Source organism: Gordonia sp. N1V (genome assembly GCF_029269935.1).
GTDB lineage: Bacteria > Actinomycetota > Actinomycetes > Mycobacteriales > Mycobacteriaceae > Gordonia > Gordonia polyisoprenivorans.
Genome location: NZ_JARJDD010000099.1, coordinates 1 through 498 on the forward strand (window position 1 = coordinate 1; position 498 = coordinate 498).

Annotated in this window: 2 pseudogenes; one reads left to right on the forward strand and one right to left on the reverse strand. The window is 64.1% G+C overall.

What is annotated here, in order from left to right:
* Positions 1 to 143: 143 nt before the first annotated feature.
* A pseudogene (locus tag P3L18_RS28280) lies at positions 144 to 248 on the reverse strand (HNH endonuclease); the annotation flags it as partial.
* On the opposite strand from P3L18_RS28280, the pseudogene P3L18_RS28285 reads away from it, so the two are divergent.
* Positions 240 to 498 (forward strand): annotated as a pseudogene (locus tag P3L18_RS28285) (HNH endonuclease); the annotation flags it as partial. The pseudogenes P3L18_RS28280 and P3L18_RS28285 sit on opposite strands and share 9 nt — an antisense overlap.

The window sequence follows — 498 nt, forward strand, 5'->3', positions numbered from 1 at the left end:
CCCTTGTGCCGAAGTCATTCCGGGTCACGGTGGCACGCGCACCTCGACCATCGGGCGTGGGGAATTCTCTATGGAGTTCTCAAACAACAGATGCGGTCCCGGCCGTGCCGGGTGCGGGGAATCAGGTTGTGGGGCAGGGTGGGTCAGGCTGCTACGTCGTCGAGTCGCATGGTGCGTCGGTGGTAGGACGGTATTGGTCGGCGTTTCGGGTCGATGCTGGCGGGTGGGATCAGCCAGGGGTGTCGGTCGCCGGCAGCTGGATAGCGCTGGCGGACCTCCTCAAAGAACTCCCACTGATCCGCGCTGCGTATTTGAACGGTGAACTGTCCACGAATCGGGCCTCGATCATGGCGCGCGCCGCCCAGCGTGGCGAGGACATCGACACCACCGACAGCGACAGCGTCGACACCGGTGACGAGTCCGGTGACAACGAGGAGATGACGTTCGAAGAGATCGTCCTGGACTACGGATCCCGCGCCACCACCGATCCGGTTCTGG